Here is a 25,571-nt window from a genome sequence, read left to right on the forward strand (position 1 = left end):
AGGTCAGCCCGGGAAGTGGGTCAGGGCGCGTTCGGCTTCGGCGACGGCGTGGCGGAGTTCGTCCACGTACGTCCCGAGCTCGTCCGCCGCGAACCGGGCCGACGGGACGGAGATCGACAGGGCGGCCACCGCGGAGCCGCGGCCGTTGCGGAGGGCGGCGCCGATGGCGGAGACGCCGCGTTCGGTGCCTTCGATGTTGAGGGCGATGCCGCTGGTTCTGATCTCGGCGAGCTCGCGGGTCAGGGCCGCGCGTTCCCGGTCGGTGAGGTCGGGGTAGAGGGCGTGCAGCTCGTCCGGGGGGAGGGTGGCGAGCAGGGCTTTGCCGCCGGAGGCGAGGTGGGCGGGCAGGATGGTGCCGCGGCGGTCGGTGACGTGCTGGATGCGGGGGAACTCGACGCTGTCGAGGAAGCGGACTTCGGTGCCGACGCGGACCATGAGGTTCACGGTCTCCTGGACGCGGGCGCACAGGGACTCCATGGCGGGGCGGGTGCGGGCGCGTAACTCGCGCAGGGCGGAGCCGCCGGGGATGGCGGGGGCCGAGGCGAGGAACGGGCCGGGCAGGTAGGTGTGGTCCTCGTCCCGTACGGCGAAGTCGCGGTAGACCAGCATGGCCAGCAGCCGGTGGGCGGTCGAGCGGGCGATGCCGAGCTCCCCCGCCACGTCGGTGACCTGGACGCGGCCCCGGTCGCGGAGCATGTGCAGGACGAGAAGCGCGTTGTCCACCGAGCCCAGGGCGTACGGGGGCCTGTTCTTCACAGGAGGATGCTAGTACTGCCCGGCACGATCACCGTCAGGACACCGGGCGCCTCGGGCGACAGGACGGTCACGGCTTCGGCGGTGCGCAGGTAGCCGGTGGAGATCAGGGCGGGGCGCACGGCCAGGCCCTCGCCGGGGAACTGCAGCACGGTGACGTGGAAGCCGTCGGGGCCGGCCAGCACCACCGCGCCCGGGCGCCGGGACACGACCTTGAGCGCCGGGTCGAAGTGCCACAGGCTGCGCAGGGTGCCGGAGGAGACGGTGTCGTGGACGGCCATCGTGGCGGGGTCGTGGTTGACGGTGACGCGCCGCGTCCGCCGCACGCCGTAGGCGTCGTCGGCCAGCTCGTACGTCTGGCTGGACGCTTCGACGGAGGAGTGGAGGAGGCGGGTGGCGGTGCCGGGGCGGAACGTTCCCGAGGTGGGGACGGGGACGTTGTGGGCTTCGGGGGTGCGGGTCCAGTCGACGTAGCCGGTGCGTTCGTAGGAGTGGAAGCCGGCCTCCACGAGGATGCGGCGGCCGTGGGCGGAGTACGTGACGCCGAGATGGTCCTCGTGGCCGTGCAGCCGCCGCCCCGGGCCGAACCTGATCGAGTAGTAGGAGGCGGCGGGGTCGTCCCAGGCGGTCCTGCCGAAGACGTAGCCGCCGTCGAAGACCCGCACGGCCGGCCCCTCGTGCGCGAACCCGTCCGCGCGGGCGTCGGCCGGGCTGTCGCCGATGGGGACGAGGTGGCCGTCCGGCTGGGTGGCGTGGGCGATGTACGACTCCAGCGCCCGCCGCCGCTCCAGCAGCCGCTGCGGCGCCTCGGCCCCGCTCTCGCGGATGGCGCGCAGGGCGACGCCGAGGCGGCGGTGCACGTACAGGCCGTAGCGGGGGGCCTGCTCGTGCAGGACGCCCTGCGCGTCCACGGCCAGCTCGGCGGAGGCCGTCATCCTGCGGACGGCCAGGTCCCGCCAGCGCGCCCGGCCGAGGCGGCAGCCGACGACGAGCAGGGCGATGTCCTGGTCGAGGCCGTGGTTGTGGCCCTCGCGGTAGAGGGCGGGGTCGACCAGGACCTCGCCGTGCTCGGCCAGGCTGTCCCACAGCTCCCTGGTCTGGACGTGCTCGCTCAGGCACACCAGCGCGGGGGCGCGCAGCGCGACGGCGTGCTCGGCCCACGCCCAGGGGCTGACGCCGGGGCCGCCGCGCGGGTTGGCGCGGATCCAGTCGTCGGTGATCGCGCCGGCCCGGTCGAGACACGCCCGGTCGCCGGTACGTTCGTACGCGGCCACGAGGCGGCCCATCCAGCGCAGCGTGTGCAGGTGCAGCGACCAGGAGCGGTTGCCGTGCGGGTCGGCCGTCCAGTCGATGGGGGTGCCGAGCCGCACGGGCGGCAGCTTCACGAACGTCACCAGGCCGGCCATCACCTCCTTCACGTCGATCCCCGGGAACTGGTCGCTCAGGCAGATGGCCTTGCCCGAGGTCGTTCTGGCACGCCGGAACACGTCGTCATCACTCCTGGGTTTTCGGGGCGCGCGGAAGACACACGCGGCTTTTGGGCGCGCGGACCCGGCTCGCGCTTCAGGCGCGCGGAAGCCACGCGCCGCTTTCAGACGCGCGGCGCCTTCAGGGCGGGTCTTTTAGCGGGGCCCCTCGTCGGTCCAGCCGGCCACGAGGACGAGCTCGGAGCGGGTGCCGTCCTCGCTGGACAGCACCTGGGAGGTGCCCGGATCGATGATCAGCGTCCGGCGGGAGCCGGAGGGCAGGCCGAAGGAGAACGCGGAGCCGGCCCGCCCCCGCTCGTCCGTGGCGGGGCCGAGGTAGCGGACCTCGGGCAGGTCGGCGAGCGCCCGGTAGGCGGCGGCGCGCACGCCCGGCGGGGACGGCTTCGTCCACAGCAGGCCGCTGAGCGCGTCGGCGAGCAGCCCCTCGGAGCCGGCGGGCAGCATCGCGGCGACCCGCTCGCGCAGCTCACCGGGGTCGGCGGGCAGGGCCTGGATCTGGTCGTAGGTCAGGTCCCGGCCGGCCATGCTGAACGGCGAACGCCCGGTGACGCGGGTGACGCGCCCCTGCTCGGCGGTCCACGCCCGCCCCTGCCTGGTCACCCAGAGCTCGGTCTCCCTGGCGCCGTCGTGCAGCTTCTTGACGTGCCAGTACGTCCCCCGCGAGGTGGCGGACGCGGCCGAGGTGGCGGCGGTCAACAGGATCTGCCTGCCGGGCTCCATGGGTTGTCCGCGCGGGATCAGCAGGAACAGCGCGAGGGCGGCGGCGAGCGCCGGGACGACCGCCAGCCAGGACAGGCGGCGGCGCCGGCGGCGGGCCGTGACGCGCCGCCACACCCTGGTCTGGGCGTGCGGGCCGGGCTGCGGCTTGCCGTACAGCTCGCGGATCAGCTCATCCATCCTCGCGCACCTCCCCCAGCCGGCCGCGCAGTTTCCTGCGGGCGCGGCTCAGGCGGGAGCCGACGGTGCCGTACGGGATGCCGAGCGCGGTGGCGATCTCGTCGTGGCTGAGCCCGGCCAGCGCGACCAGCAGCAGCACGTCGCGGTCGCGCCGGTCCAGCGCGGCCAGGGCGGCGGCCAGCTCGGGGCGCAGGCTCTGGGCGCTGACCCGCACCGCCACGGACTCCTCGTGGCCGGGCGCGTCGGTGTCGGGGCCGCAGCGGCCGAGCGCGCGCAGGGTGCGCGCCTCCAGGCGGCGGTGCTTGCCGATGAGGTTCGTGGCGATCCCGTACAGCCAGGCCCGCACCCCCGCGCGGGACGGGTCGTACTGGGCGCGCTTGCGGAACGCGGTGAGGAACGTCTCGGCCACGATGTCCTCGGCGATGTCGGGGCCGAGCCGCTGGGCGACGTAGGCGTGGATCTCGCCGAAGTACGTGTCGAAGACGGCGGCGAACGCGTCGGCGTCGTCCAGCGTGTGCTGGGCGGCCCCGGGCGCGCGGGCCGTCCAGGGCACCGTGGCCGCGATGGTCTCCCCCGTCATGTGCAACCTTCCGATGGATCGGTTCTCATCAGGTATCACCCGATGCACCGGATCGCTTTCACGGCTTTCGCGGGGGATTGTTGAGGAAGCGGCGCACGTCCGCGATCTCGTCGTCCACGTCGGGCAGCTCGCCGAACGGCTGCACGGTCACCTGGGCGCCCTTCCTCGCCCACACGCCCCTGATCATGGCGCCGACGAGCACGACCGGCCGCAGGACGCCGCCCCCTGGGAACACCTTCTTCGCGTGCTCGGGGGCCAGGACGGGGTCCCTGCTGCGCCAGCCCAGCACGTACTCGTCGAAGGCGGGCGCGAGGCGTACCGTCGCGGGCTCCTCTGCGGGCTCCTCTGCGGGCGGCGGCGGGGGCGCGGCGCTCAGGCCCCAGGCCGTGCGGGCCGCGCCGAGCGGCAGGCCCGACCAGGCGGCCAGGTCGTCGGGGGTGGCCGGGTGGTGGGCGCGGCGGTAGCGGATGGCCAGCTCCCTGAGCGCCCGGTCGCGGTCGGGCTCGGGACGGACGGGGGCGCCGAGCCAGTCGGCGGCGTGCACGTACGTGGGCTTGCCGGCGCGCTGCGGGCCCAGGACGGCCAGGCCGTGGTGGGCGGCCAGCGCCACCAGGTGCACGACGCCCTGGCCGCGGGCCCGGCCCTTGAGGCGCTCCTCCAGGTCGGCCTTGGTGAGCGGGCCCTGGCCTTCGAGGGCGCCGGTGATGAGCGGGAGGAGGTCGTCGCCCGTGACGCCCTCCTCGGCGAGGCGGCGCAGGGTGCCGGTGACGCTGCCGGTCAGGGCGTGCAGCCAGGGCAGGTCGTCGGCGTGCACGAAGTGGAGGGTGCCGCGCGGGCCCCACGTCCGGACGATCTCGCGCCCCTCCCAGGCCGCCTCGACGTCCGCCGGGGTGAGGGTGGCGGAGCGGGCGCGGAAGGCGAGCAGCGCCGAGGGGACGTCCTGGGCCTGCACCGCCCCCAGCGCCCGGACGATCTCGCCCCCGGTCAGGCCGGGCGGGCGGTGCAGGAGCTGGGCCTCGACACTTCTCATGAAGGGATCATCCCAGGGGCCCGACACTTCTCGCGGCCGGGCCGCCGCCAGGCTGGATGCTCCTCGCGAGCGGGGCGCCGCCAGGCTGGACACCCCTCTCGGGCGGGCCGCCGTCACGTCGGACACCCCTCGCGAGCAGACCGTCGCCAGGCTGGTCATCCCTCACGAGCAGGCCGCCAGGCGGGACGTCCCTCGTGAGGGGGCCGTCGTCGTAGGGGCTCGGTGCTGCTCGTGGCCGGGGGTCATCGGAGGAGGAGGCGCATGCGGAGGCGGGTGAGGAAGGGGGTGCGGGCGCGGGCGGCTCGGCGGATGGCGTCGCTGTGGTGCCAGGCTTCGGTGGCGGCGGCGTCGGTGACGCTTTCGGGGGCGTACCGCACGAAATTGGAAATTTCGGCCAACGGCTGGAGATGTACGGAAATATCGCCCGGCTGGCGGGACACCACGTCGCCCGCCGTCAGCGCGTGCTCACCCCGCAACCCCAGGTCGTCGCACGCCTGCCGCCACGCCCCCAGCACCCGCTGCCCCGCGTCCGGGGCGCGGCGCCGGCCGTGCCTGCGCCGCCACGGCACGACGGCCACCACCCCCGCGTACGCCACCAGCAGCCCGCCCGCCGCCACCGCCGCGACCAGCCACGGGTCGGGCCCGCCCGCCGCCTCCTCGCCCTGGTCGGCGGCCTGCGGCTCGGACGTCTTCGGCCGGTCGCCGCCGCGGGCGAGCTCGTCCTCCAGCTTCTCGCTCTCCTCGATCGCCGAGGAGGCCACCTCGTGGTCGTCCTTGGCGCCGCTGCGTCCCGGCGTCGGGTAGAACGGCCGCCACCCCAGCCCCTCGAACTTGATCTCCGCCCACGCCATGACATGTCCGGACTTAACGTGATAAACCCCGCCGGACGCCTGCCCCGGCCTGAACCCCACGACCACCCGCGACGGCAGCCCCAGCGTCCTGGCCATCAACGCGAACGTCGCCGCGAACTGCTCCGACGTCCCCCTGTGCGTCGTCTGCAGGAAGAACTCCAGGCTCTTGAGCGAGTGCCCGGGCGGCGCGGTCACGTCGTAGGCGGCGCTCGTGCGCAGATAGCTCTGCAGCCGGTACGCCTGCCTGATCGGCTCCTCGGCGCCCTTGACCGCCTGCCGGGCGAGCCGCCGGAACAGCTGCTCCTGAGGGCCGTCGGGAAAGGCGGTCAGGGCCGCGTCCCGCACCGGGGCGGCGGCCAGGAGGTCCTGCTTGGTCGGCTCCGGCACGCGCGAGGTCACCTCGTAGCTGAACCCCTTGGCCGGCTTGGTCGTGGTCAGCAGCGAACCGCTCGACGGGTCCACCGCCAGGCCGCGCACGCCCGTCACCTTCTCGGGCCGCTCGGCGGCGGGCAGCCACGTGCCCGGCAGACCGCCGAACGTGACGCGCTGCCGCACCACCTCGGCCGCGCCCGTCCACTCCCCCGCCGGGACGCGGCCCCCGGTCGGCTGGAAGCGGGCGCCCGAGGTCCAGCGAACGCCGTCATAACGGTCGAGCACCGCCAGCCGCCAGTTCTGCGGCCGGTCGGCCTTGACCGTGAACAACTCCCGGTCCGGGATCTGCAACCACGCCGACACCCGGTCCAGGGGGCTGACGCTGTCCACGCGGGCGGGCGGGGGCGGGTCGGCGTCCTGCCGGGGGTTGTACGGCTCGGCGGCGATCGGCAGCAGCGGGCCCGCCACCACCGCCAGCGCGGCCATCGCGGCGGCGGCCGGGACCCCGGCCAGCAGCCACACCGGCGGGCGGCCGTCCCTGATCACCGCCAGGGCCGCGATCAGCACGAACAGCGCCGCCGCGACCGGCAGGTTCGAGCCCTCACCGTCCACGCCCAGCAGCAGCGCCACACCGTAGACGGCCAGGGCGGGCAGCGCGGCGGCGATCCGCGTGCCGGTGCGGGTCAGCGTCTCCGCGCCCGCCACGGCCGCCGCCCAGACGAGCGTGTGCACGAGGACCAGCAGCTCCGGGTCCGGCTGGGCGGGGAGCAGGGTGGTCAGCAGGGCGTGCCAGGCGTTCGCGACGTCGGCCGGGACGGTCGGGGACAACGTCCCGTACAGGGGGACGGTGCCGGCCACCCAGAGGACGACGTCCAGGATCAGGGCCAGCCAGAGCGGGCGGGTGCGCGTCAGGGCGGCGACGACGGCGGGGGCGGTCGCGGCGGGAATGATCACCAGGACCAGCTCGGTGCCGGGGAACACCCGATGAAAACCCCAGCCCGCCACGGCGGCCAGCGCGGCGACCACCCCGAGCCCGGCGACACGCCGCCACCACGGCCCGCTCTCCCCACCGGCCCCACCCCGCCCGCTCCGGTCGCCCCGCCCGCTCCGGTCGCCGCGCCTGCTCCGGGTGTTACGCCCGCTGAGAGTGCCAGCCCCGCTCGGGGTGCTAGCCCCGCTCGGGACGTCATGCCCGCTCGGGGCACTGTGACTGCTCGGAACGCCGTGAGCGCTCGGGATGCCGTATCCACCGTGCCCGCTCGGGAGGCTGTGATCGCCCGGCGCGCCGTGGCGGCTCGGGGCGCTGTGCCTGCCTTGGCCGCTCGGGGCACCGTGACCGCCTTGCCCGCTCGGGACGCTGTGATCGGCCTGGACGCCGTGGCCGCTTGGGGCGCTGTGCCTGCCTGGGCCGCTCCGCAGGCCGTGACCGCCCGGCGCGCTGAGGTGGGCGTCGGTGGGGGTGCTGGGTGAGGGGACGGGGTGGGGGCCGTGGGTCATCGGGGCCCCCAGGCCATGGGCAGTTCGTCCAAAGACGTGATCGGGACGACCGTCACCCCGGGCGGGCCGGCCGGGGCCGGGGCGGGGCCGACGTACACGCAGATGACGCGGTCGAAGCGGCGGCGTGCCCCCGCGACCCGGCCCGCCTCCGCCGGGTCGCCCGTCACCAGCACCAGCGCCCCGCCGCCGCGTGCCATCCGCAGCGCCTCCGTGACCCCGGACGTGCCGGGGCGTACCAGGGCGAGCCGGTCCAAGACGCTCTCGGCGTCGGTCTTGGTGTCGGCCACCGGGCCCTCGCCGGTCAGGACGCGTACCGGGAAGCCGGCCCGGGCGGCGGCGACGGCGGCCGAGGCGGCGGCGTCCACGGCCGGCTCCGTCAGGGCGCGGGTGTCGAGCAGGACCGTCGTGGTGGGCAGGCTGGCGTCGATGAGCTGGCGGACCATGAGGGTGCCGGTGCGGGCGCTGGAGCGCCAGTGGATGTGCCGCAGGTCGTCGCCGACGACGTACTCGCGCAGGGTATGGAAGGTGACCGTGCCTGCGGGCGCGTTGTCGCTGGCAGGGCCCTCCAGGTGGTGGGCCTTGCCGGAGGGCGGGACGGGCAGGGGGACGGTGCGCGGGCGTACCAGGAGGGTGGCGGGCAGGCCGTACTCACGGACCCGGCGCGTCAGCCCGAACGGGTCGGCGCGCACCAGCACGAGCGGCCCGACGGGGATCTCGCCGCGCGTGCCGGTCGGCAGCGGGTACGACACGGTGCGCGCCGCTCCCTTGGGCAGTCTGGGCAGGTCGATCGTGTGCTCGGACGGGCCGATCCGGTCCTGGGCCCGCAGCCCGGAAAGGCTTCGGCTGCCGAGGTTGGTCACGTTCAGGACGGCCACGGCGGCGTCGCCGCGCGGCACCTTGAGCGGGGTGACCTCCCGGTGCACCTCCAGCCGGGGCTTGGGAGCGGTCCACGCCAGGGCGGTCACCAGCGCGAGGACCGCGCCCGTGGCGAGCACGACGGGCTCCGGGTAACCGAGCGCGAACCCGGCGGCGTACAGCACGACGGCCCCGGCGAGCGTCCCCCACCCCAGCGGCGTCAGCACCGCGACGAGCCGCGCGACCGGCGCGGGCTCCGCCGACACGGGCCGAGCAACCGCCGGGGGCTGCGCCGACGCGCGCGGAACCGACGCGGACGGAACCGACGCGGGCGGAACCGACGCGGGCGGAACCGGTGCGGAGGCGGGCGGGGCCGCCGGCGGTGGGGCGGGTGGGGTCGGCGGCGAGGTGTGCGGGGCCGGCGGCTGGGGGTGCACCTACGCCGCCTGCGGCACCGGCATCCCGGCGAGGATCTCGCCGAGCGCGGCGGCCGCGGTGACCTCGCGCAGCTCGGCCTCCGGCGTGAGGATCAGGCGGTGGGCCAGCACGGGGACGGCCAGCGCCTTGACGTCCTCGGGCACCACGTAGTGCCGCCCGGCCGCGGCGGCCTTGACGCGGGCGGCGCGCAGCAGCGCGAGGCTCCCCCGAGGGCTGGCGCCGAGCCGCAGGTGGGGGCTGGTACGGGTGGCGGCGCACACGGCCACGATGTAGTCGTAGACGGGGTCGGCCACGTGGATGCGCGAGGCGAAGTCGATCATGCCGGCGACGTCCGACGACCGGGCCACCACGGGCAGCCGCTCCACCTGCGGCCCCGTCGGCATGCCCTTGAGCACCTCGACCTCCGACGCGTGGTCCGGGTACCCGACGGAGATCTTCATCAGGAACCGGTCGAGCTGGGCCTCTGGCAGCGGGTAGGTGCCGTCCATGTCGACGGGGTTCTGCGTGGCGACCACGAGGAACGGCCGGGGCACCGGGTGCGGCTCGGCGTCGACCGTGACCCGGCGCTCCTCCATCACCTCCAGCAGCGCGGCCTGCGTCTTGGGCGAGGCGCGGTTGATCTCGTCGGCGAGCACGATGTTGGCGAAGACCGGCCCCTGGTGGAACTCGAACTTCTGGTGCGCCTGGTTGAAGATCGACACGCCGGTGATGTCGCTGGGCAGCAGGTCGGGCGTGAACTGGATGCGCCGCCACTCCGCGTCCACGCTGGCGGCCAGCGAGCGGGCGAGCGTGGTCTTGCCGGTGCCGGGCACGTCCTCGACCAGCAGGTGCCCCTCGGCGAACAGGCAGATCAGCGCCAGCTCGATGGCCTCGTGCTTGCCGCGGATGATCCGCTCGATGTTGGTGGCGAGGAGCTGGAAGCGCTGCGCGAACTGGCCGGCGAGCTGCTGCTGCGGCTGCTGTTGCGGCTGAAGGGCCTGCTGGTCATAGGAAGGCTGCTGGTGGGCCTGCTGATCGTAGGCGGGCTGCTGGTGGGCCTGCTGGTCGTAGGTGGGCTGTTGCGGGTAGGGCTGCTGATCGTAGACAGGCTGCTGCTGGTAGGGCTGCTCGTACGCCGCCGCCCCCGGCTGCTGCTGGTACGGCTGCTGGTCGAAGTTGTACTGGGTCAACTGAGTCCCCCTTCTCAGTCGGTGCACTCGAAGAGCGGCCCCTCGGGGAAACCGCCGTCCGGAGTCGCGACCAGAGTGTCGTTCAGGTAGCCGTTGCCGTACTGGCTCTCGATCCGGTTCCAGATGTCGCTGGTCTTCCCGGTGGAGGTGTCGGTGTACGAAGCGCCCTTGACCTGGCAGATCACGGTCAGGGTGATGTACTCCCCCTTCGGGATCTTCCCGGCCTCGCCGCTGGCCGAGGGGCCGGGGCGGATGAGCGTGTTCGTGTCGTTGTTGCTGGCGTTCTTGTACTGCTGGCGCGGGTAGGCCAGGTCCACCTCGGCCGTGGCCACCTCGGGGCTCTCGCCGGCGGCGTTCCTGGCCTTGAGCTTGAAGGTGTGCTTCTGGTTGTTCTTGAGGCCGTCCACGGTGAACGAGGTGCCCTTGATGCCGCTGTTCGTGGCGGCGCCGGTCAGCTCGTACGTGGTGGCGTCGTCGGCCCCTTCGGGGGCGGTCCAGGTGAGCTCGGCCCCCCGGTTCCTGGCCTTGGCGGCGAACCCGGTCGGCGAGCCGGGCGCCACGCACGGCCGCACGCCGGCGCTGGGCTCGGACTCCACCTCGCCGCCCGACCAGTGGGCGACCACGGTGAACGTGTACTCGTTCGCGCAGTCGCCGCCCGTGAACTCGAACTGGAACGGCCCGCCCGCGTCCACCGACTGCGGGGTGGACCTGCCGTCGCCGGAGGTCTTGAGCGTGTATCGCTCGACCTTGCCGCCGGTGGACGCGCTGAATGTGATCGTCACCTTGCCGGGGCCCGACCTGGCGGTGACGGCGCCGGGCGCGGAGGGCGCGGCGGCCGACGGCGTCTGGGAGGGCGTCCTGGTGGGCGTCTCACGCGGGGGCGTCGGGGTGGTCGTGGGACGCTGGGTGGTCCTGACGGGGTCCGGGTCGGGGTCCGCGTCCGGCTCCCGCTCGGGCTGGGTGGGGCGGGTGCTGGGGGTCTGCCTGGGCTTGGGGGTGCTGGTCGGCCCCGGTACGTCGGAGTCGTCCTTGTCCACGTCGTGCTTGCGGCCCTCGGGGTCGATGACGACGGCCTTGTCGCCGTTCTCGTCGTTCGCCCAGAGCAGCCCGTCCTTGACGAACACGTCCACCGGCCCGGGCCCCTGCGCGACCTGGAGCGTGGTCGGGCGGCCGCCCGCCGCGCTGTCCCAGACGATCAGCGAGCCGCTGCCCCGGTCCGGCACGTACACCTTGCTGCCGAGCACCTGCGGCACCCCCAGGTCGGATGGGTCCGCGGTGGTGAACTTGGTGCTGAGGACGGCGTTGGAGCCGGTGTCGATGACGACGAGCAGGCCGGAGTCGCCGGGCGACAGGATGGGCACGAGGGGGCCCTCGGTGGTGGCCGGGGTGAGGGCGCCGCCCTTGGCGGCCTGGGCCACGCCCTTGGGCAGGGTGATCTCGCCGACGCCGCCGTCGGAGCCGATGATCGTGGCGGTGGCGGCGCGGGTGTTGACGACGACGGGCCGGCCGTCGGCGATGGTGACCGACAGCTCCTCGCCGGGCTCGCCGACCTTGACGGGGCTCTGCGCCGTGCCGTTCGCGACGGGGACGACCTGGCCGCGCGCCGTCACGGGCACCCACAGGCGGCCGCCGCCGTCGACGCGGGCGGCGCCGAGCGGCCCCGGCAGGGTGAGCGGGGCGCCGACGGTGTCGAGCGTGACGGGGTCGATCTGCTGGACCTTGCCGGCCGCCGGGTCCACGGCGTAGGCGGTGCCGCCCGACATGGCGAGCTGCGTCCCGGCGGCGCCGAAGTCGCGGGTGCCGGTGACGCTGAGCTGGCTGGGCTCGACGCGGCTGACGTACCCGGTGCGGTCGTCCACGAGCAGGACGTCGCCGCCGTCCTGGACGACGCGGAGCTGACGGCCGGCCTTGTCGTCGAGGTAGCCGTCCACCTCACCGGACAGGCCGTTGACGTGCACGATCTTGCCGCGGGCCTTGGTCCACAACCAGGCGCCGACGTCGGCCAGCTTGGGGTTGGCGCTGGAGACGCCCACGCCGAACCACGCCGCCACGGCGACCAGGACCACGGCCGCCGCTCCGGCGATCACCGCCGTGGCACGATCGCCTCGGAGCACGCCCACCTTGCTTACCCACCCCGGTTTGTACGACTCGGGAGCGTTTCGCCCCGGAATAACGGGCATCACCCTAGCGCCCGGACGTCCCTTACGTGTATGTACCGGCTGGTAGCCATGGGAGCGCAGGGGCGACAGTGCCAAGAGTGTCGGTGCGAAGCCGTACCTTAGAGCCCGTGTCCGAACAGCCCCTGACCCTCGACTCCGTCCTCACCGACGAGGCGGTCCTGTCCACCTACCGCCGCATGTTCGCCGCGCTGGCCCGCGACAGCGGGGCGGTGGTCGACGATCCGGCCCTGGTCGACATCGCCGAGACGCTGTTCGCCGCGTTCGCCGAGGCGGGCGAGGAGTGGCTGACGCACGAGCAGATGCGCTTCGCCTGCCGCGCCTACCCCACCGACCAGTTCGACAACCGGCTGCGCGTGCTCAAGGGGCTCGGCGCCATCCGCGAGGTGTTCCCCAAGCCCAACCAGCTGCGCTACCGCGCCTCGTTCACCAGCGTGGTGGGGCTGATGTTCATCAGGCGGATGATGGACGACGGCGGCCAGTCCGAGATGCACCGGCTCCTCGCGCTCGAAGACCTCAACGTCGCCGACCCGCGCACCACCATGGAGGAGGCCCGGCAGAGCGCGCTCAACCTGGCGCGGGCGTTCCGGCTGTGGGCGCTGGAGCTGATCACGCTCACCACCGGCACCATCGAGGAGCTGCGCGAGCAGGCGCCCAAGCTGTGGGGCACCGAGGAGATCGCGCGGCGCGCGCAGAGCCTGCACGGCACGATCCTGACCCGCTGGCCCGAGCTCGACCGCGTCTGCACCGACCTGCGGGCCGCCATCTACGCCTACAGCGACGCCTCGCGCCGCGCCGCCGGCCGGCTGGCCGACTCCGCCGGCACCACCCGCAACCTCACGCTGCTGCCCACCGAGACGTGGCGGACGTTCGCGCAGACCGCGTCCCGGGAGCGGCTGGCGGCCGTGCTCGACGGGTTCGTCTTCGACGCGCCCGCGCCCTGGCACGATCCGGCCGCCATCGCCCGTGCCGTCGACGAGGCGCCCCGGCCCGCCCCCGCCCAGCCCACTCCCCCGCGCTCCACGCTGCCCGACCCCGGCCCCGAGTCCTCGCTCGACTCCTCGCCCAGCGCTGCGCTCGAACGGCTCACCCAGATGGCCGAGTCGCTGCTCGGCGACGCCTCCCGGGTGGCGCTGGCCGACGTGCTGGGCTCCGACTGGGTGGCGGCGCGGCGGGTGCTGGCCGACCTGACCACCGTCGACCTGCGGCCCGAGCTGCCCTACCGGCTCGTCTGGTCCGACGGGCTGAGCGTCGATCCCGACCGCGAGCCCGCCTGGCTCTCCCACGGCTACCTGGAGCGCGCCTCATGACCGCCCGCCAATCCGCTGTCGCCCACGCGCTCGTGCGCGCGTACGGGCCCGCGCGGCTCGGCGCCGGGGTGCCCGCGCCGCCCGGCATGGCGCGGCTGACCCGGCCCGACTCCACCGGCGAGGCCCTGCCGGTGTGGCCCGACGGGGCGACGCCGTCGCTCCTGGAGGAGCACCAGGTGACGCCCGTGCCCGTGGAGCGGTCCGGCGAGACCCGCCGCGTCCTGGCCGCGGTGCTCAAGTGCTGCTGGACCGACCTGTCCGTGGATCCCTGGCCTGGCGACCCGGCGCCGGTGGAGCTGGTGCTCGACACCTACCGGGAGCTGATCGGGCGCACCGACGATCTCATGCGCAACTGGGCGCGGGGGGCGCTGCGGCGGCTGCACGACTCGGCCTGGATCGTGCTCGACGACGGCGTGGTGCTGCTCGGGCCGCGCTGCGCGTTGTGGCCGGTGGAGGCGCACGCGCAGCTCCAGGAGCTGGTGCGGCGGCTGCCCGAGCCCGAACGCGCGGAGCTGACGGTGGTGGGCGACGCCGACATCGTCGCGGCGGCCCGGTCGGGCACCTCCGATCCACCGCCGGATGACATGGTCGAGATCGTCCCCGAGAGCGCCGGAGGGGGCGGGCGGGTCGAGGGCGGGGCGGCCGAGTTCGACGACCTGCTGGGCGGCTACGACGAGCGGCGGCGGGCCGAGCTGGTGGCCGCCTTCATGGTGGTCGAGCACGCCGCCGAGCCGGTGCAGGAGGCGCGCTTCGCCGCCCTGCGCGACCCGGCGCTGCGGCACACGCTGGGCGAGATGCTGGCCAGGCGCGGCCGCACGCTGATCCAGCACCGCGACCGCTGGACCTCCGGCTACGACGACGGCGTCGCCGCCGCGATCGGCGCACTCGGTGCCGATGGCCTGCCCGAGACGGCGCGCGGGCCGCTGGGGGTCAGCGAGCGGGCGGTGCTGACGCTCGTGCTGGTGCATTCTGTGGCCATCCCGCGCGCCGAGGGGCTGCTGCCGGAGGATTCGTGGCTGTCGCCGCACCCCACGCCGGTCGAGGAGCTGCGCCGGCACACCCAGCTCCCGATCGGCGAGCTGGAGTCGGCGCTGCGGTCGTTGCGGCACGCGGGGCTGCTCGGCCAGGTGAAGGCGGGCGAGGAGGCGGGCGGCTACGTGCCAGGGCCGCAGTTCCACCGGCTCACCCCGGCGGCGCGGCGGCGGTTGCAGGAGGAGCTGATCCTCGCGGCCGGGCCCAACACGCCGCTCGCGGCGGCCGTACTCGCCCGAAGATCGGCCCGATGAGGGCCATGTCAGCGTTCGTCACGGATGGAAGGGTTACGGGGGTTCGAGGTGTCGCAGGTGGAGAACGTCGTCGGAGACCGGGTGCTGATCGCCATGCAGGCGGTCAACATCTCACGGTTGTCGACCCATCCCGTGCCCACCGTCCCCGGCACGCTCATCGTCGTGGCGGGCGCGGGGCCGAAAGACTCCAACGGGGCGGGCAAGTCGTCGTTCATCGCCTCGATCACGGCGCTGCTCGGTGACGAGCAGTGGCGCTTCGCCTCGGGCGCCAAGGCGGTGTCGGAGCTGCTGTTCAACGCGGAGCTGGCCAGCGGCGCCGGGTCCCGGCAGTGGGCGAGCGCCGACCACGGCTACATCGTCGGCGTCTTCGGGCCGCCCGGCATGAACGGCTTCGACCCGCCCACGCACGACACCGCTTCCAGCGGCGAGCAGGGCGGCTCCGGGGCGACGACGGCCGATGGGGAGCTCGTGCTCGCCGAGGACGGCGGGGAGCTGTTCGAGGTGCCCGACACCTCGGGCGGGGCGCTGACCGTGTGGCTGAAGGTCAACCAGGAGGCGCCGCACCTGGAGATCCGCTGGCGGGAGGGCGTGCACCTGGCGGCGTCACCGTCCGAGGCCGAGCGGGTGGCGCGGGCCGACGAGATCTGGGCGTCGCTGCCGAAGTCCGCCGGCAAGCGCGACGTCGTGGCCCGCGACCTGACGAAGGTGCTGTACGGCGACAAGGTCAGGTGCGTGTCGTTCCTGTCCACGTCCGTGCGCAGCAAGGTCGCCACCAACCTGCTCTCCCAGCCGCTCAACGAGATCTCCCCCGAGCGCGTCTTCGAGGCCATCGCCGCGCTGACCGGCCTCGACGCCGAGCTGGAGCAGGAGCGCGAGGCCCGCCGCGACGAGCACGCCAAGCGGGTGCGCGCGGCGCAGGCCGCCGACCGGCTGGCCGAGTTCGAGGCCGAGTCGAAGGCGCTGCTGACCACGTTCGACCGGAGAGACCAGGCCCGCATCCGGCTGGCCGACGCGCTGCGGTGCTGGCGCGGGCGGCAGGCGCGCAAGCTGGCCGACGCCGCGGCCAAGGACGAGGCGCTGGCCGCCGACCTCCAGCGCCACCGCGCCGCCGGCGAGGCGGCGGCCGAGGCGATCGCCATGGTGAAGGCGGAGATCGCCACCCTGCGGGAAGACACCCTCGACCGGCAGGTCTCGCAGGCCCGCAAGGAGCTGTCGGCGCTGCAGGCGCGCGCGGCCAAGCTAGACGCCGACCGCGCCGTGGCCGAGAACTCCGCCGACGAGCTGCGCGGGCAGATCCCCGCGCTGGAGGAGAGCCGGCGCTTCGCCGACGGCCGCGACGTGCCCACGGCCGAGCAGGAGCTGCGCGAGGTGCGGCTGCGCCTCAACGAGGCGCTCAAGGCGCTGGGCGTGGCCGACCAGGAGGTGGCCTCCGCGCAGGCCGCGCTCGACGACGCCGAGGGCGGCCCGCCGCCGCCCAGCTCAACGCGCTCGCGGCCACCGGCATCCCGGCCACCGGCCTGCTCGACGCCCTCGACGTCGCCGAACAGGCCCGCGACGCCGCCCACACCCCACCTCTCGCGCCCGGGCCCGACGACGAGCGGGCGCTGGGCGAGGCGCTCAAGGCCCGCTACGGCAAGACGGGTCAGGGGCGGGGGCTCGCGCTGGGTGAGCTGCGCGGCTGGCCGAACGAGCACGCCGTGATCGTCGACGCCGACCGGCTCGGCGAGGCCGCCGCCGCCCTGGCCGACCTGCCCGGGTCCGTGCTGGTCAGCGCGGCCGGGGTGAGCGTCGTCGGCGCGTTCGACGGGGTCGCGACCGGGCGGGAGGCCCGCATCAAGGCCGCCGAGCAGCGGCTCAACCGCGCCAAGGACGCCCAGGAGAGCGCGGCGCAGGCCGTACACGAGGGGGAAGAAGCGGTCGCGCAGGCGCAGCGGCGGCTGGAGGGCGCCAGGGCCGGAGTGCGGCTCGCCGAGGTGGAGGCCAGGCTGGGCGAGCGGCGGGCCAGGCTGGCCGAGCTGGTCGCCGCCGTCGAGGAGCTGGCGCCGAAGGTCGCCGAGGCCGAGCGGCAGGCGGGCGCGCTCGACTTCCGCGCCCGCACCCGAGACATGGAGATCGAACGGCTGGAGGGCCGCCGGCACCGGCACGAGGCGGAGCGCGCGCAGGCCCGCGAGCAGGAGGCGCGGGTCGCGACGGAACGGGAGGCGCTCAAGATCGACGCGCTGGCCGCCGACTGGGGCGGCACGGTCGAGACCGCCCGCGAGTGGCTCGACGCGCTGCCCGAGGAAGAGCGGCCCCGAGCGGCCGAGGAATGGTGGCGGGTCGCCGAACGCCACCTCGACCAGGCGCTGCGCGACACGTTCCCGTCGGAGGACGAGACGGAGATCCCGGAGGAGCTGCGGTTCCTGCTCAGCGAGCGCGAAGGCAGCACGGCCCGCGAGCAGGCCACGTTCGCGGCGGTGTGCGGGGCGCTGGCGTCCTACCTGCGGGGGCAGGAGGAGTACGAGCGGCACCAGCGGCGCCAGATCGAGGCGCAGCTCGTCTCCCGCCAGCGGGACCTGTCGGCGGCGGCCAGGGGCGCCGAGGAGGCCGCCCAGTCCACGGCCGTGCACCGGGCGGCGCTCACGGCCGCGATCAAGGCGCGGCTGACGCGGGTGGCCGAGGAGTTCGACAAGCTCGACACCTCCTACGGCGGCTACGGGGCGACCCTCGAGTTCCCGGTGCCGCCCGCGCCCGCCGACCCCGAGCAGCGCTGGCAGTGGCGCGTCACGCCGAAGTGGCGGCGCGGCGAAGGGCAGGGGTTCGTGCCGTACAACCGGCGGGCCAACACGGCGCTCATGGACGAGAAGGCCGTCAAGCTGGTGTGCGCGGCGGCCATCGCCTCCTCCGGCGGCGGCCACCTGTGCCTCGTGCTCGACGAGCTCGGCCGCAACCTCGGCAAGGAGCACCGCCGGGAGGCGGTGGCGCTGTTCAGGAGGATCGGGGAGACGTACGGGATCACGGTGATCGGGGCGCTGCAGGACGACATGGAGCCGTACGCGATCGACGCCTGCGGACAGTACATCAAGCTGCGGCGATCGTCCGACGCGATGCCGTACAACGAGCCGCCGGTGATCGTGGGGCACGACCAGCATGCCGAGCGGGTGCGGGCACTGGCGGCGTACGTGGACCGGGGCACGCCCGCCCTCACGTGATCGTGGGCGGTCGCTCGCCCCTCACGGAGTGATCGCGGGCGGTCGCTCGCCCGTCACGAGCGGGTGATCGCGGGTGGTCGCTCGCCCGTCACGAGCGGGTTATCGCCCGCACGTTTGCCGGAAGGGCGGGGAAGTGTGCGCCTGCGCTTGAGCGGAGGGCCGGCACGGAGCGGGGCTTCGCTTGAGCGGCGAGCTGGTGGTGCAGGGGCCGCTGCCGACGGGTCGAAGCGCCGAGCACGGCCGCCCGGCCCTATGCGGCCCAGGTTCCTTGCTCGCCGGTCCGTTGCCTGGCGGGCGCAGGCGTGGCGGGCGCAGGCGTGGCGGGCGCGGGCCGGCCGAACGGGAGCCTGCCGGGCGCGAGCCTGGCCGGCGCCAGCCTGGCCGGCGCGAACGTGGCGGCGCAAGCCTGGCCAGCGCGAGCGTGGCGGGCGCGAGCGTGGCGGCGCAAGCGTGGCGGCGCAAGCGTGGCGGCGCAAGCGTGGCGGCGCAAGCGTGGCGGCGCAAGCGTGGCGGCGCAAGCGTGGCGGCGCGAACGTGGCGGCGCGAACGTGGCGGCGCGAACGTGGCGGCGCGAACGTGGCGGCGCAAGCGTGGCGGCGCGAACGTGGCAGCGCGAACGTGGCGGGCGCGGGCCAGCCGAACGGGAGCCTGCCGAACGGGAGCCTGCCGGGCGCGAGCGTGGCGGGCGTGAGCCTGGTCGGCGCGAGTGTGGCGGGCGGGCGGTGGGGGTGTGTGGTTACGGGATCGGGGGGCCGGTGTAGGAGGCGCGGAGGCGGAGGAGGGAGCCGCGTTCGTACTCCTCCATGGCGTGGGCCAGCCAGCCCGCCGCCCTCGCCACCGCGAAGATGGCCTCGCCGGCGCCCGGCACCATGCCGCTGATCGCGGACAGGAGGGCCAGGTTGAAGTCGATGTTGCGGTCGGGGAGGCGGCGGCGCCGCATCTCGGCCAGCACCGCCTCGGCCGCCGCGATCCGGGGGTGGCCCGGGGCGGCCCGCTTGACCAGGTCGAGCAGGGCGGCGCCGCGGCCGTCGCCGTTCTTGTAGACGCTGTGGCCGAAGCCGGGGATGCGCTCGCCGCGACGTACCCGCTCGGCGATGACGCGGGCGGCGTCGCGCGGCTCGGCGACCTCGGCCAGCAGGCGTTCCGCACCGTACGAGGCGCCGCCGTGCAGCGGGCCGCCCAGCACGCCGAGACCCGTCAGGACCACCGCGTACGGGTCCGCCTTCGCGGAGGCGGCGACCCTGGCGGCCAGCGTCGAGGCGGCCAGCTCGTGGTCGGCGAGCAGCACCAGCGCCGCCTCCATGGCCGTGAGCAGGGCCGGGGTGGCGGGGTGCGGGCACAGGCGGGACCACAGCCGCTCGGCGATCGAGTCGCCCTGGGGGTCGGACAGTGGGGGCAGGGCGTCCACCACGCCGGCGATCAGGCGGCGGCCGGTGGCGGCTACCGAGACGGGGTCGAGCTGGTAGCGGAGGGTGTCGGACGCGCCGAGCACCGTGGTGATCACCTGGAGGCGGTCGAGGGGCAGCAGGTCGTCCGGCAGGCCGCGCTGCGCGGTGACGGCGGCCCGCAACGCCTCTTCAGGCTCGAACCGCCACGCCTCCTCAGGCCCCTTCCACGTGAACCCCTCGGGCTCTCCTCCTCTCACCCCCTCGGGCTTACCTCGCCCCGCCCCCTGCGTGGGGCGCCACACGCCCGGGTCGCCGGTCCAGAGCCATTCGGCGACCGTTTCGAACGGGGTCGTTCCGGCGAGGGTCAGGACGTCGATGCCGCGGTAGTACGGCCGGTCCACTCCCAGTGCCGTCACGGCTGACTCGATGACCAGCTCAGGCGGCTGGCTGCGGGGCCGGCCGCGGCGGGCGAGGTGTTCGATCTCCTCGGCCGAGAAGAGGCTGCGCCGCCCGTCCTCGCCGTGCCGTCGCCGCAGCACTCCCCGGCTCACGTACGCGTACAGCGTGGCGGGCTTGATGCCCAGCCGTCGCGCGGCCGTGGCCGCGTCGATCCACTCCACCGCCGCCCAGCCCTCCTATGGTTGATGAAAATCAATATTGATCCACGTTGAGCAAGCGTGTCAACGTGACGGCATGCCAAAAGTTCACTTCCTCGACGTCACCAACCGGGACGGCGTGCAGACCGCGCGCACCGGCCTGTCGAAGTTCGGCAAGACCATGGTCAACTTCTATCTGGCCAAGCTCGGGGTGGCGCAGTCCGAGATCGGCTTCCCGTTCCTCTTCCACGAGGTCCCCTACGTGCGGGCGCAGGTGGCGCTGGCGGAGGCGGGCGCGTTCGGGAGCTGCGGCTGTCCGGGTGGTGCCGGGGCGTGCCGCAGGACGTGGAGAAGGCGGCGCCGCTCGGGTTGCGGCACTACAACCTGTCCATCTCGACGTCCGACTACATGATCCAGAACAAGTTCCGCGGCCGACTCGACCGGGACGCGATCATCAGGGAGATGACGGCGGCCGTCCGCGTGGCCAAGGACGCGGGCGCGCTGACCGTCGGGGTGAACGCGGAGGACGGCTCGCGGACGGATGACGGGTTCCTGCTGGAGTTCGCGCTGGCGGCCAAGCAGGCGGGCGCCGACCGCGTACGGTACTGCGACACCATCGGCGGCGACACGCCGGACCGGATCCGGGAGCGGTTCGCCAAGCTGGCCGCCGCCACCGCGATGCCGGTCGAGACGCACTGCCACAACGACCTGGGCATGGCCGTGGCCAACTCGGTGTCGGGCGCGCTCGGCGACCTCGACGCCGGGCAGGACGCCTGGATCAACACCTGCGTGAACGGCGTCGGCGAGCGCTCGGGCAACGCCGACCTGCTCTCCACGATCCTGGCCTTCCGTCACGGGTTCGGGCTGGAGGCGGCGGAGATCGGGGACGCGCTCGACCTGGAGTGGGCCCGCCGGTTCGGCCTGTGGGCGAGCTACGCGCTGGGGCAGCCGCTGCCGTACAACCAGGTCGGGGTGGGGCGCAACGCGTTCGCGCACGAGTCGGGCATCCACGCCGACGGCGCGCTGAAGGATCACGGCAATTACGAGCTGTACGACGAGGCGACGCTGGGGCCGTTCCCCGACGACTGGCACGCGCGGCCGGGCCGGGTGGTGCTGACCGGCGAGTACGGCGGCAAGGCCGGGTTCCGGCACGTCATGGACGGGCTCGGGGTGGAGGTGGCCGATGAGGAGGCATCGTTCCGGCTGGTGCAGTTGTGCAACGCGATGACGGGCAGGCCGCTCACGGACGACGAGTTGCGCCTGATCGCGGCCTACCCGCGCGAGTTGTCGCTGATGTTCCCTGGTTACGAGTGACGCTCACGCGAGCGACACTCACGCGGCGGGCGCCTGACGAGCGGCCTCCGCCGAAGCCGGCGGCTCCGCCGTGAAGGCGTGCCGGAAGTCCTCGTCCGCGTGCTCGATCGCCTCGAGCTGCACCGTCTCGCGCCGGAACAGCCCCGCCAGCAGCCAGTCGGCCAGCACGGCGGCCTTGTGCCGGGCGGTCGGCACCCAGCCGAGGTGGTACGCCCGGTGCGCCAGCCATCCGAGCACCCCGGTGAGCTTGAGCCGGTACACCTGGGCGACCCCCTGGTGGTGGCCGAGCCCGGCGACCGAGCCGAGGTAGGCGTGCCGGTACGGCTTGAGCCGCCGCCCCCGCACGTACGCGACGAGGTTGCGCCCGAGCAGCTTGCCCTGCCGCACGGCGTGCTGGGCGTTGGGCCCGGTGAACTCGCCGGGGCGGGTCAGGTCGGGCACGGCGGCGCCGTCACCGGCGGTGAAGGCGTCCTCGACGCCCGCCACCGTCAGGTACTCGGTGGCGAGGAGCCGCCCGGTGCGGTCCACGGGCAGCCCGCTGGCGGCGGCGAGGGGGCTGGGCCGGCCGCCCGCCGCCCACACGACGGTGCCGGCGTCGATCTCGGTGCCGTCCGAGAGCACGGCGACGCCGCCGGCCAGGGAGGTGAGCCGGGTGCCGAGCCGGACGTCCACGTCGCGCTCGCGCAGCGCGTCGACGGTCCAGCGGCCGAGGTCGGCGTGCAGCTCGGGCAGGATGTGGTCGGTGGCCTCGACGAGGGTCCAGCGCAGGTCGGAGCGCCGGATGCCGGCGTGGTAGCGCACGGCCTCGTCGGCGAGCCCCTGCATCTCGGCCAGCGCCTCGACGCCCGAGAACCCGCCGCCGACCACGACGAACGTCAGCGCCCTGCGCCGGATGCGCTCGTCGTCGGTGGAGTCTGCGGCGGCGAGCTGGGCCAGCACCCGGTTGCGCAGGTGGACGGCCTCGCCGATGCTCTTGAAGCCGATCGCGTGCTCGGCCAGCCCGGGGATGGGCAGGGCTCGGGTGATCGAGCCGGCCGCCATGACGAGGATGTCGTACCGAAGGGTCCTGGCCGGGCCCTGGACGGGCTGGAACTCGGCGCTGCGCGCCTCGTGGTCCACCCGCGTGACGCGCCCGGTCAGCACCCGCATGCCCTTGAGCACCTGCCCGAGCGGGGCGGCCACGTGGCGCGGCTCGATCGACCCGCCGACGGCCTCGGCGAGGAACGGCAGGTAGGTCATGTAGCCGCGCGGGTCGACGACGGTGACGGTCGCCTCGCCGGTACGGACGAGCTTGCGCAGCCCCATGGCCGTGTACATGCCGACATATCCGCCACCGACGATCAGGATGTGCTTCGTCATTTGTCCCGTCTCCTCATGAGTGGTTCTCACTTCATGGACGGGCCAGCGCCGCCGTTCGTGACATGTCCGGCAAGGAGTTTTCAGAGCGCCCGGTCGCCGGTCTCCGGGAGGGCGAGCAGGCAGAGCAGGCTCAGCAGCGCCATGGCGGAGACGTACCCGCCGATGGCCATGACGCCCAGCCCGCCGGCCTGCATGCCGGTGGCGACCAGCGGCGGCACCGCGCCGCCGAGCACGCCGCCGAGGCTGTAGGCGACGGACGCGCCGCTGTAGCGGTACTCGGTCCTGAACAGCTCCGGCAGGTACGCCCCCATCGGCCCGAAGATGAGGCCCATCAGCGCGAGCGCCCCGGCCAGCGCCAGCCCGACCAGGAAGATCGAGCGGGTCTCCATCAGCGGGAACATCACCAGCCCCCACGCGACCGCCACGGCCGTGCCCCAGATGAGCGTGCGGCGCCGGCCCAGCCGGTCGGACACCATGGCCGAGGCGACCGTGCCCGCCGCCATGAACACGACGCCGACCATGGTCAGCGCGAGCATCGTGGTGCGCGGGATCTCGAGGGTGTCGGTGCCGTAGGCCAGGCAGTAGGTGGTGGCGGTGTAGAAGAGCGTGTAGGCGACGGTCATGGCGCCGGCGCCGAGCAGCACGCGCCGCCACTGGTGCCGCATCAGCCCGGCGAACGGCACCTTGGCGATCCTGCGCTCCTCCATGGCCGCCTGGAAGACGGGCGTCTCGGAGATCTTCAGCCGGACGTACAGGCCGACGATGACCAGCAGCAGGCTCGCCACGAACGGCAGCCGCCAGCCCCAGCTCTCGAACTGCCCGTCGCTCAGCGCCGCGCCGAGTATCAGGAACAGCCCGTTGGCCACGATGAACCCGGCCGACGGGCCGAGCTGCGGGAACATCGCATACAGGCCGCGCTTGCCGGGCGGGGCGTGCTCGGTGGCCAGCAGCGCCGCGCCGCCCCACTCGCCGCCGAGGCCGATGCCCTGCGTGAAGCGCAGCAGCACCAGCAGGACGGGCGCGAGCACGCCCATCGTGGCGTAGCCGGGCAGCAGGCCGATCAGGACCGTGGACAGCCCCATCACCAGCAGCGAGACGACGAGCATGGACTTGCGGCCGACCCGGTCGCCCCAGTGCCCGAACACGGCCGAGCCGAGCGGCCGCGAGATGAACGCCACGGCGAACGTCGAGAACGACGCCAGCGTGCCCGCCACCGAGTCCATCTTGGGGAAGAACGCGGTGTTCAGCACCAGGGCCGCGGCGGTGCCGTAAATGTAGAAATCGTAGAATTCGATCGCGGTGCCGATGAGGCTGGCCGCCGCGATCCGCGACCGGCTCGGGGGCGCCGCGATCTGGGGGGATGTCGTCATGGATGTCTCACTATGCGGACTAGCGTCTTGTGGAGCGATACACAGACGCTATCACCTGCGCAATGTCACGTTTCAACGGGGAGAAAGGGCCACGGTTTGGCTGTCGATCTGGTGATCTTCGACTGTGACGGGGTGCTCGTGGACAGCGAGCCGATCTCCGTACGCGTCGGCACCGCCGCGCTGCGGCGCATCGGCTGGGACATCGACGAGGCCGAATACGCCGAGCGGTTCGTCGGCTGCACCAACGAGTACTGGGCCGAGCAGATCGGCCGGACCCCGCCGGGCTGGCGCGAGCAGGTCAACGCCGACTACGCCGCCGCCGTCGCCGCCGAGCTGTGCACGGTCGAAGGCATCGAGGCCGCGCTCGACCGGCTGGACGTCCCGTTCTGCGTGGCCTCCAACGGCCGGCACCGCACCATCCGCCGCAGCCTGGAGCTGACCGGGCTGGCCGACCGGTTCGCCGGGCGGGTGTTCAGCGCCGAGGACGTCGCCGCCGGCAAGCCGGAGCCCGACCTGTTCCTGCACGCCGCCGCCACGATGGGCGCCGAGCCCGAGCGCTGCGTCGTGGTGGAGGACAGCCCGTTCGGGGTGACGGCGGCGATCCGGGCCGGCATGCGCTGCCTGGCCTTCGCCGGCGGCCTCACCCCCGCCGCCCGCCTGTCCGGCCTCGGGGCCACGCTCTTCCACGACCCCGCCAAGCTGCCCGACCTGATCGGCGCCCTCGACTGAGGCTCAGGCGGAGCGGGTGCGGCCGTTCTCGTCCAGGTAGTCGCGCCATGACCGCTTCGGCGTCCAGCCCAGCAGGCGGTGCGCCTTCGCGCACGACAGGCCCGACGCGTCGGTACGGGCCAGCGGCCGCAGCTCGATCCGGTCGCCGAAGTACCGGCGCAGCATGGCGGCGAAGTCGTGGCCGCCCGCGTTGTCCGGGGCGGCGATGTAGAACACCTCGTGCCCCGGCAGGTCCGACTCCGTGGCCAGCACGATCGCGTCCGCCAGGTCGTACACGTCGGTGTAGCTCCACAACCCCGGCCCGGCCTGCTCGCTGTCACGCACCTGCGGGCCGATGTTGCGCTCGTAGTTGCCCTCGTGCTGCACCCAGCTCGGGCGCAGCGAGATGCACCGGATGTCCGAGCGGCGCACCGCCGCGTCCATGAGCTGCTCGCCGAAGTGCTTGGACAGCGCGTACGGGTCTTGCGGCCGGACCGGGTGCTCCTCGTCGACCGGCGCGTAGTCGGGCAGGAACGGCCGCTCGGCGAAGAAGTAGCCGGGGACGGTCTCGCTGGAGATGTTCACGAACCGCGAGACGCCGAACCGCACCGCCGCCTCGATCATGTTGAACGTCGCCATCAGGTTGTTCTGGAACACCACGTGCGGCGCGTTCGCCGTCGGGTCGGGGATGGCGGCGGCGTGCACCACCGCGTCCGCCTCCCGCGTCACGGCGAACGCCTGGCCGGCGTCCGTCAGGTCCGCCTGCACGTAATGCGGCTCGTCCGGCTCGTGCCGCTCCCAGACCGGCCGCGTCAGATCGGTCGCGGTCACCTCGTGACCCGCCGCGACCAGGGCGTTGACGGCCGCCCTGCCGACCTTGCCGTGGGCTCCGGTGACGACAACACGCATCGATGACTCCTTCAGGGGGTGGGGTTCAGGGTAG

20 protein-coding genes are annotated in these 25,571 nt (G+C 74.1%); 7 read left to right on the forward strand and 13 right to left on the reverse strand.

Annotation, left to right across the window (positions count from 1 at the left end; translation table 11 throughout):
- Positions 1-3: 3 nt before the first annotated feature.
- From KIS93_RS67520 to KIS93_RS17810, 9 genes are all read right to left on the reverse strand, one after another.
- Entirely contained in the window at positions 4-756 is a 753-nt protein-coding gene (locus KIS93_RS67520; RefSeq protein ID WP_155126411.1) for an IclR family transcriptional regulator, read from the reverse strand.
- Positions 753-2,240 (reverse strand): heparinase II/III domain-containing protein, encoded by a 1,488-nt coding sequence (locus KIS93_RS17775; protein ID WP_080036540.1) that lies wholly within the window; start codon positions 2,238-2,240, stop codon positions 753-755. The genes KIS93_RS67520 and KIS93_RS17775 overlap by 4 nt, the downstream gene beginning before the upstream one ends.
- A 135-nt stretch (positions 2,241-2,375) precedes the next feature.
- Positions 2,376-3,137 (reverse strand): hypothetical protein, encoded by a 762-nt coding sequence (locus tag KIS93_RS17780; protein ID WP_080036539.1) that lies wholly within the window; start codon positions 3,135-3,137, stop codon positions 2,376-2,378.
- Entirely contained in the window at positions 3,130-3,717 is a 588-nt protein-coding gene (locus tag KIS93_RS17785) for an RNA polymerase sigma factor (RefSeq protein WP_080036538.1), read from the reverse strand. Before KIS93_RS17785 ends, KIS93_RS17780 begins: the two co-directional genes overlap by 8 nt.
- A gap of 58 nt (positions 3,718-3,775) precedes the next feature.
- Complete coding sequence (locus KIS93_RS17790; RefSeq protein ID WP_186404292.1) at positions 3,776-4,747, reverse strand: winged helix DNA-binding domain-containing protein; 972 nt, start codon at positions 4,745-4,747, stop codon at positions 3,776-3,778.
- Between the two features lie 242 nt (positions 4,748-4,989).
- The gene (locus tag KIS93_RS17795; RefSeq protein WP_155126408.1) at positions 4,990-6,996 is read right to left on the reverse strand and encodes a transglutaminase TgpA family protein; all 2,007 of its coding nucleotides are present in this window, start codon (positions 6,994-6,996) and stop codon (positions 4,990-4,992) included.
- Between the two features lie 467 nt (positions 6,997-7,463).
- A complete protein-coding gene (locus tag KIS93_RS17800) occupies positions 7,464-8,588 on the reverse strand; it encodes a DUF58 domain-containing protein (protein WP_155126405.1) in 1,125 nt (374 codons plus the stop codon).
- A 171-nt stretch (positions 8,589-8,759) separates the two neighbouring features.
- Entirely contained in the window at positions 8,760-9,929 is a 1,170-nt protein-coding gene (locus KIS93_RS17805; protein WP_230465958.1) for an AAA family ATPase, read from the reverse strand.
- A 14-nt stretch (positions 9,930-9,943) separates the two neighbouring features.
- Positions 9,944-12,043 carry a fibronectin type III domain-containing protein gene (locus tag KIS93_RS17810; RefSeq protein ID WP_155126402.1) on the reverse strand — a complete coding sequence of 700 codons (2,100 nt, stop codon included), beginning with the start codon at positions 12,041-12,043 and terminating at the stop codon, positions 9,944-9,946.
- Between the two features lie 173 nt (positions 12,044-12,216).
- Between KIS93_RS17810 and KIS93_RS17815 the strand changes: the two genes are divergently transcribed.
- The 4 genes from KIS93_RS17815 to KIS93_RS65315 are packed head-to-tail and all read left to right on the forward strand — an operon-like array spanning position 12,217 to position 17,893.
- On the forward strand, positions 12,217-13,416 hold the full coding sequence (locus KIS93_RS17815; protein WP_080036533.1) for a hypothetical protein: 1,200 nt from the start codon (positions 12,217-12,219) through the stop codon (positions 13,414-13,416).
- The gene (locus KIS93_RS65305; RefSeq protein WP_230465957.1) at positions 13,413-14,702 is read left to right on the forward strand and encodes a hypothetical protein; all 1,290 of its coding nucleotides are present in this window, start codon (positions 13,413-13,415) and stop codon (positions 14,700-14,702) included. Before KIS93_RS17815 ends, KIS93_RS65305 begins: the two co-directional genes overlap by 4 nt.
- A gap of 24 nt (positions 14,703-14,726) precedes the next feature.
- A complete protein-coding gene (locus tag KIS93_RS65310) occupies positions 14,727-16,403 on the forward strand; it encodes a coiled-coil domain-containing protein (RefSeq protein WP_246005303.1) in 1,677 nt (558 codons plus the stop codon).
- Complete coding sequence (locus tag KIS93_RS65315) at positions 16,400-17,893, forward strand: coiled-coil domain-containing protein (protein ID WP_246005304.1); 1,494 nt, start codon at positions 16,400-16,402, stop codon at positions 17,891-17,893. The genes KIS93_RS65310 and KIS93_RS65315 overlap by 4 nt, the downstream gene beginning before the upstream one ends.
- Positions 17,894-18,629: 736 nt before the next feature.
- Here the strand turns inward: KIS93_RS65315 and KIS93_RS17830 are convergent.
- Positions 18,630-19,901: a citrate synthase gene (locus KIS93_RS17830; RefSeq protein WP_080036531.1), complete on the reverse strand. Its 1,272-nt coding sequence runs from the start codon at positions 19,899-19,901 to the stop codon at positions 18,630-18,632.
- 73 nt (positions 19,902-19,974) lie between these two features.
- Here KIS93_RS17830 and KIS93_RS65320 point away from each other — a divergent pair, with 73 nt between their 5' ends.
- Together KIS93_RS65320 and KIS93_RS17835 are read left to right on the forward strand one after the other, a co-directional pair.
- Entirely contained in the window at positions 19,975-20,289 is a 315-nt protein-coding gene (locus KIS93_RS65320) for a hypothetical protein (RefSeq protein WP_246005305.1), read from the forward strand.
- Positions 20,211-21,191: a homocitrate synthase/isopropylmalate synthase family protein gene (locus KIS93_RS17835; protein WP_246005306.1), complete on the forward strand. Its 981-nt coding sequence runs from the start codon at positions 20,211-20,213 to the stop codon at positions 21,189-21,191. The genes KIS93_RS65320 and KIS93_RS17835 overlap by 79 nt, the downstream gene beginning before the upstream one ends.
- An 18-nt stretch (positions 21,192-21,209) precedes the next feature.
- Here KIS93_RS17835 and KIS93_RS17840 read toward each other — a convergent pair whose 3' ends face one another.
- Positions 21,210-22,550: an NAD(P)/FAD-dependent oxidoreductase gene (locus tag KIS93_RS17840; protein ID WP_080036529.1), complete on the reverse strand. Its 1,341-nt coding sequence runs from the start codon at positions 22,548-22,550 to the stop codon at positions 21,210-21,212.
- An 80-nt stretch (positions 22,551-22,630) separates the two neighbouring features.
- Positions 22,631-23,920, reverse strand: coding sequence for an MFS transporter (locus KIS93_RS17845; RefSeq protein ID WP_080036528.1), 1,290 nt, complete (start codon positions 23,918-23,920; stop codon positions 22,631-22,633).
- Between the two features lie 96 nt (positions 23,921-24,016).
- On the opposite strand from KIS93_RS17845, the gene KIS93_RS17850 reads away from it, so the two are divergent.
- A complete protein-coding gene (locus KIS93_RS17850; RefSeq protein WP_222107510.1) occupies positions 24,017-24,649 on the forward strand; it encodes an HAD family hydrolase in 633 nt (210 codons plus the stop codon).
- A 3-nt stretch (positions 24,650-24,652) separates the two neighbouring features.
- Here the strand turns inward: KIS93_RS17850 and KIS93_RS17855 are convergent, their stop codons facing one another.
- Positions 24,653-25,537 (reverse strand): NAD-dependent epimerase/dehydratase family protein, encoded by an 885-nt coding sequence (locus KIS93_RS17855; RefSeq protein WP_080036526.1) that lies wholly within the window; start codon positions 25,535-25,537, stop codon positions 24,653-24,655.
- Between the last annotated feature and the right edge of the window lie 34 nt (positions 25,538-25,571).

The sequence above is a fragment of the [Actinomadura] parvosata subsp. kistnae genome (assembly GCF_900323885.1).
In the GTDB taxonomy this organism is placed as follows: Bacteria; Actinomycetota; Actinomycetes; order Streptosporangiales; family Streptosporangiaceae; genus Nonomuraea; species Nonomuraea composti.